The organism is Paenibacillus sp. sgz302191, assembly GCF_057749925.1.
Genome location: NZ_JBYLHY010000024.1, coordinates 134,563 through 141,210, shown reverse-complemented (window position 1 = coordinate 141,210; position 6,648 = coordinate 134,563). Strand labels below are relative to the sequence as shown.

General features: G+C 50.5%; 5 protein-coding genes and 1 pseudogene. 5 read left to right on the top strand and 1 reads right to left on the bottom strand.

Features of this window, described 5'->3' with window-relative positions; genetic code table 11:
• Positions 1–130: pseudogene (locus AC3G2T_RS27790) on the bottom strand (DUF6444 domain-containing protein); the annotation flags it as partial.
• Positions 131–538: 408 nt separating this feature from the next.
• Here AC3G2T_RS27790 and AC3G2T_RS27785 point away from each other — a divergent pair.
• From AC3G2T_RS27785 to topA, 5 genes are all read left to right on the top strand, one after another.
• Entirely contained in the window at positions 539–802 is a 264-nt protein-coding gene (locus tag AC3G2T_RS27785) for a hypothetical protein (RefSeq protein WP_474683266.1), read from the top strand.
• 319 nt (positions 803–1,121) lie between these two features.
• Positions 1,122–2,282, top strand: coding sequence for an ADP-forming succinate--CoA ligase subunit beta (sucC, locus tag AC3G2T_RS27780; RefSeq protein ID WP_474683243.1), 1,161 nt, complete (start codon positions 1,122–1,124; stop codon positions 2,280–2,282).
• Positions 2,283–2,334: 52 nt separating this feature from the next.
• Entirely contained in the window at positions 2,335–3,267 is a 933-nt protein-coding gene (sucD, locus tag AC3G2T_RS27775; RefSeq protein WP_474683242.1) for a succinate--CoA ligase subunit alpha, read from the top strand.
• 113 nt (positions 3,268–3,380) lie between these two features.
• Positions 3,381–4,472 (top strand): DNA-processing protein DprA, encoded by a 1,092-nt coding sequence (dprA, locus tag AC3G2T_RS27770; protein WP_488437575.1) that lies wholly within the window; start codon positions 3,381–3,383, stop codon positions 4,470–4,472.
• Between the two features lie 70 nt (positions 4,473–4,542).
• A complete protein-coding gene (gene topA / locus AC3G2T_RS27765; RefSeq protein WP_474683240.1) occupies positions 4,543–6,645 on the top strand; it encodes a type I DNA topoisomerase in 2,103 nt (700 codons plus the stop codon).
• The last annotated feature ends 3 nt before the right edge of the window (positions 6,646–6,648 follow it).

Below are 6,648 nucleotides of genomic sequence, written 5' to 3'. Positions count from 1 at the left end.
TGACTTTCCGAAACCCGTCGCTGGAAGGCGGCTTGCTGCTGTTATTGCTATTTTGACCGAGCTGACGTTCGAGATCCTGAACACGATGTTCCAGTTCTTCAATACGCTTCGCTTGACGTTCAATGATTTTTGCCTGTTCATCAATCACCTGCAACAAGGCGTTGAAGGCAGCGATAATGTCGGGGTCGCCCTTGCAAATGGAATGAACTTGTTCAGTAGACATATGCATAGGGGACACTCCTCTCTCCGTTTTGGGTTATCTTACCTTTTCGGCGTATGAAACCAAATACCTTTTTATTTTGAGAGAAAATTCTGCTTCAGTACCTAAGTAGTAACAGAAGGAGTGAGGTCAGAAAGGTTCGGTTGATCGAAAATTGCTCGGAGCTCATACGGTATAGGCGGGTTTCGTCGGATTTTGTAGATTTTTAATGAGGCGAATAATTAATATCATTAAATAAAAATCCGGGAAATCGACGGAACATCCAATCGGCTGCATTATAAAATCGCGCCAATGTGCACATACTGGAAAACAGAGGTGATGATGATGCAGGAGAAGCCGTATTTTTGCCCGAACTGCCGTTCCAACCGGGTCAAATTCAGCGTAATTACGAGCTACACGCAATCGTTTGTGAAAGATGCTCTTTCCGGAAGCATCAAGGAGTTCAAGGAGCCGGATGCCATCGCGGAACCGGAGCCTACGATTCAATGCCTGGTGTGCAATTTTGTCGGGAATGAGCTTCGTTTTATTAAACAAGCGGAAAGAGAACCGCGAATGAATACGTCGGCCACGACATTTTATTGAGCGGTGCCGACGAAATTTGGCAGTGGGTTTGGCATCCCGGCCGGTCTGAAGGGCGCATTTTTCCCAATCGGAATATGCGTCTTTTTGCGCGTGCGGTGATAGCATATGTTTTTCACTGTGAAAGGAAACTTCTACTGATTTGCAGAAAAAATTAAGGAAACTGTCGAAAAAAAATGATACAATGGTTAGGGCTTGTGAAGAAGTGTGATACTAGTGGGTGCTGCCAGGGTTTCCTCCTGTGCGGCGCGGAATGGGAATCGCACTTTTCCCCATGTATAGCATGTAAAGAAAGTCCATACTGATAGGAGGATTTTAGGAAATGAATATCCATGAGTACCAAGGCAAAGAAGTCCTGAGACAGTACGGAGTCAGCGTTCCTAAAGGTAAAGTTGCTTTTACCGTTGACGAAGCGGTTGAAGCGGCAAAAGAACTCGGAACGAGCGTAGTTGTCGTAAAGGCGCAAATTCATGCCGGAGGCCGCGGTAAAGCTGGCGGTGTTAAAGTAGCCAAAAACCTCGATGAAGTGCGTACATACGCTAGCGAAATATTAGGAAAAGTGCTCGTCACTCACCAAACCGGTCCGGAAGGCAAGGAAGTTAAGCGCCTTTTGATCGAGCAGGGCTGTGACATTAAAAAAGAATATTATGTCGGCGTCGTCGTTGACCGTGGTACGGGCCGCGTCGTCATGATGGCATCGGAAGAAGGCGGCACGGAGATTGAAGAAGTGGCCGAGCATTCTCCCGAGAAAATTTTCAAAGAAGTGGTCGATCCTGCCATCGGATTGCAAGCGTTCCAGGCGCGTAAATTGGCTTATGCCATCAACATCCCTGCTGAGCTCGTTAACAAAGCGGTTAAATTTATGACAGCATTGTATTCTGCTTTCGTCGACAAAGACTGCTCAATCGCCGAAATCAATCCGCTCGTAGTTACAGGGGACGGAGACGTAATGGCGCTGGATGCGAAGCTGAATTTTGACTCGAACGCGTTGTACCGCCACAAAGATATTCAAGAGCTGCGCGACCTTGCGGAAGAAGACGAAAAAGAAATTCAAGCGTCCAAATTCGACCTGAGCTACATCGCATTGGACGGAAACATCGGCTGCATGGTGAACGGAGCCGGTCTTGCCATGGCTACCATGGACATCATCAAGCACTACGGCGGCGAGCCTGCGAACTTCCTCGATGTAGGGGGCGGCGCTACGAAAGACAAAGTTACGGAAGCTTTCAAAATCATTTTGTCCGACGAGCAGGTTAAAGGGATTTTCGTTAACATTTTCGGCGGCATTATGCGCTGTGACGTTATCGCCGAAGGCGTTGTCGCGGCAGCAAGAGAGCTCGGACTTTCCCGTCCGCTCGTTGTGCGTCTTGAAGGAACGAATGTGGAGCTCGGCAAAAAGATTCTTAACGAGTCCGGTTTGAACATCGTTGCGGCTGACTCCATGGCCGACGGCGCGCAAAAAATCGTTGCACTTGTGAAATAATCGGAACCCGTGCGGTTTCTTAAATCATATATGAGGATGTGAACCATAGATCATGAGTATTTTGGTCAATAAAAATACAAGAGTTATCACTCAAGGGATCACTGGTGCTACGGGCATGTTCCATACCAAAGGCGGGCTGGATTACGGCACGCAAATGGTTGGCGGCGTCACACCGGGCAAAGGCGGCACGAATCTGGATATTACGCTGGAAAACGGCACGACCGTTCAACTGCCTGTTTTCAACACAGTCGCTGAAGCGAAAAAAGCGACGGACGCGAACGCATCCGTTATTTACGTACCGCCTGCATTTGCGGCCGATGCGATCATGGAAGCGGTAGACGCCGATCTTGATCTCGTTATTTGCATCACGGAAGGCATTCCGGTTCTGGACATGGTCAAAGTGAGCCGTTACATGGAAGGCAAAAGAACCGTCCTGATCGGGCCGAACTGCCCAGGCGTTATCACTCCCGGCGAGTGCAAAATCGGCATCATGCCTGGATACATTCACACTCCTGGACACGTCGGCGTCGTTTCCCGCTCCGGAACCCTTACTTACGAAGCGGTGCACCAGCTGACGACCCGTGGAATCGGACAATCCTCCGCAGTCGGTATCGGCGGCGACCCGGTTAAAGGCTCCGAGTTCATCGATATTCTCAAATTGTTCAATGAAGATCCGGACACTTATGCCGTTATCATGATCGGTGAAATCGGCGGAACGGCTGAAGAAGAAGCGGCCGAATGGATCGCAGCCAACATGAAAAAGCCTGTCGTAGGCTTTATTGGCGGCAAAACGGCGCCTCCGGGCAAACGTATGGGTCATGCCGGTGCGATCATTTCCGGCGGCAAAGGAACGGCTTCCGAGAAAGTGGCGACAATGGAGAGATGCGGCATCAAGGTGGCGGCAACTCCATCCGAGATGGGCTCCACTTTGGTAAGCGTCCTCGAAGAAAAAGGCATCCTTGAAAAATGCATCACAAAAAAATAAGTTTTTTTGCGTAAAGGTAAGCAACCTTTCATTTCCCGGACAGGGATTTGAAAGGTTTTTTTTCTTTTCCTAAGGCTTTAACATTTGTCAGATGGTCAAGGAGTGATATACTAATGGATAATCGTCTCATTATATTCGGTCTTCACGAGATGGAAGGCGTTGGCTGGCAAACGATTTACAAGCTTTTGAACAGTTTTCCGGAACCCGGGGAATTGTTCGGGCTTTCGGCGGGAGCGATCGCATCGTTCGGCATCAGACGGCAGATCGCCGAACAAATCGCTAAGCAATTTACTCCGACCTTTATCGAACAAAGGCTTCAGATGTATATGAAGCATTCCATTCAATTCATGACCCTGCTGGATGAAGCGTACCCTCCCGCCCTCAAAGAAATCGCCCAACCCCCTTGGATTATTTATTACAAAGGAAACGTCTCTTGCCTGCATCAGCGGCTGCTCGGCATGGTCGGCTCACGCAAGCCGACTCTTTACGGGAGCAAGGTGGCCGTGGAAATGTCCGCCGCTTTGTCCAGGGCAGGCTTCGGCATCGTAAGCGGCTTGGCTCGGGGAATCGACAGCCAGGCTCATCAAGGAGCGCTTCTTGGGAAAGCTAAGACAGTGGCGGTGCTCGGCTGCGCCATTAATCAAATATATCCGCGGGAACATGCGCATTTGTACCGCATTATCGAGAAGGAAGGCATTATCGTTTCGGAATATCCCGTCGGCACGCGCATGCATCCGGGCATGTTTCCGCAGCGGAACCGGATCATCGCCGGCTTGTCGCTCGGCGTTATCGTCGTGGAGGCGGCAGCCGACAGCGGTTCGCTCATTACCGCGAATTTTGCGGCGGATGAATCGCGGGACGTCTTTGCCGTCCCGGGGCTGATTACGTCGCATCAAAGCCAGGGCGTGTACGAGCTGCTGCGCACAGGCGCGAGAATAGTCACACGCGTTGAGGATATTATAGAGGATTATCGTTATTTGCTGAGCAGTGCCGAATTAAGGGGGCTGCAGCAGCCTTCGACAAGCATCGAACTGAGCGATGAGGAGCGTAAAATTACTCAATTGCTGTCGAACAGCCCGGTCGGCATTGACGAGCTTTTGGAACGCAGTCAATTTACGTTTGGACATTTGCATGCAGTTCTGTTATCTTTACTATTGAAAAAGGCGATTAAACAGCTTCCTGGATCTTCTTACATATTAGTATAGGCTGCTCAAGAAGCTATTCATCTCGCCAATAGACTATATTCGGAGACCATGAGGGGAGGAAGGACGATCCATGGCGGATTCTTTAGTCATCGTCGAATCACCAGCAAAAGCCAAAACCATCGGTAAATATCTGGGCAGCAAATATATCGTTAAAGCCTCGATGGGTCATATTCGCGACCTTCCGAAAAGCCAAATTGGCGTAGAAGTGGAACGCAACTTTGAGCCCAAATACATTACGATTCGCGGCAAAGGCTCTGTCCTCAAAGAGCTGAAGGATGCCAGTAAAAAGGTTAAAAAAATATATCTCGCGGCTGACCCGGATCGTGAAGGGGAAGCGATTGCATGGCATCTGGCGCATTATTTGGACGTCAGAGCCGATGAAGCGTGCCGTGTCGTATTTAACGAAATTACGAAGGACGCGGTTAAAGACGCATTCAAAACGCCGCGCCGTATCAATCAGGACCTGGTGAACGCGCAGCAGGCAAGACGCATTTTGGACCGTCTCGTCGGTTACAAAATCAGTCCTTTGCTGTGGAAAAAGGTCAAGAAAGGCCTTTCCGCAGGGCGGGTGCAATCCGTAGCCGTCAAGCTGATTATGGACCGCGAGAATGAAATCAAAGCGTTCGAGCCGGAAGAATATTGGTCGATCACGGTCCAACTGGAATCGGGCAAGAGCGTTTTCGAAGCCAAATACCACAGCATCAACGGCGAGAAGAAAGAGCTTCATTCCGAAGACGAAGTTAAACTTGTGTTAGAAGCTATGGGCAGCGGGCTGTTTACCGTTCAGGAGATCAAGGAGAAAGAGCGTCAACGCAATCCGTCCCCGCCTTTTATTACGAGCTCCTTGCAGCAGGAGGCGGCGCGCAAGCTGAATTTCCGGGCTTCCAAAACGATGTCCGTAGCCCAGCAGATTTACGAAGGGATCGATTTGGGAAAGGAAGGCACCGTAGGTTTAATCACTTATATGCGTACCGACTCCACCCGGATCTCGCCTGTAGCGCAGGAAGAAGCGAAAGAGTTCATTTTGGGCAAATACGGGGCTGCTTATTACCCGGAAACGCCTCGCCAATATGTGAGAAAGAATGCTAACGCGCAGGACGCTCACGAAGGCATCCGGCCTACATCGGTGATGCGCGAGCCTGAACAAGTGAAGGAGTTCCTGAGCAAAGACCAGTACCGCCTATACAAGCTTGTCTGGGAGCGTTTTGTCGCCAGCCAGATGGCATCGGCCGTGCTGGATACGATGACTGTCGATCTGGCAGCAGGCGAGACCCTATTCCGCGCAGCGGGTTCCAAAATGAAGTTTCCCGGCTTCATGAAAGTGTATGTGGAGAGCAACGACGACGGCACGACCGAAGAGGATAAGCTGCTGCCGCCGCTCACGCAAGGTGATCAGCTGAAACGGCAAAACGTCGATCCGAAGCAGCATTTCACCCAGCCGCCTCCGAGATATACGGAAGCACGCCTCGTTCGGGCGCTTGAAGAGATGGGCATCGGACGTCCGAGTACTTATGCGCCGACGCTGGAGACGATTCAAAAGCGCGGCTACGTCGCCATTGAGGAAAAGAAATTCGTGCCGACCGAGCTGGGCGAACTTGTTATTCAGCTGATGCAGGAATTTTTCCCGGAAATACTGGACGTCGAATTTACCGCCCACATGGAAGAAGAGCTTGACTTCGTCGAAGAGGGCAAAGAAGATTGGGTCAAGGTACTGGACTCCTTCTACGCTTCGTTCGAGAAGAGGCTCGAGGTTGCGGAAGAAGAAATGAAGGAAATCGAGATCCAGGACGAAGTTTCCGATGAGCTTTGCGAAAAATGCGGCAAGCCGCTCGTGTATAAAATGGGCCGCTTCGGCAAATTTCTGGCTTGCTCCGGCTTCCCCGACTGCCGCAACACGAAGCCGATCGTCAAAGATATCGGCGTGACGTGCCCGACCTGCCATCAAGGCAAAATCGTCGAGCGCCGCAGCAAAAAAGGCCGCGTCTTTTACGGTTGCGACCGTTATCCGGACTGCGATTTCGTCTCGTGGGATAAACCCGTCAGCAAGCCGTGTCCGCAGTGCGGTTCCATGCTGATTGAAAAAAGAAGCAAGAGCGGCGTTACCCATCAATGCATACAGTGCGATTACAAAGAAGAGGCCAACGAAGAAAACAACGATGAACTGAAGGATTAGAGG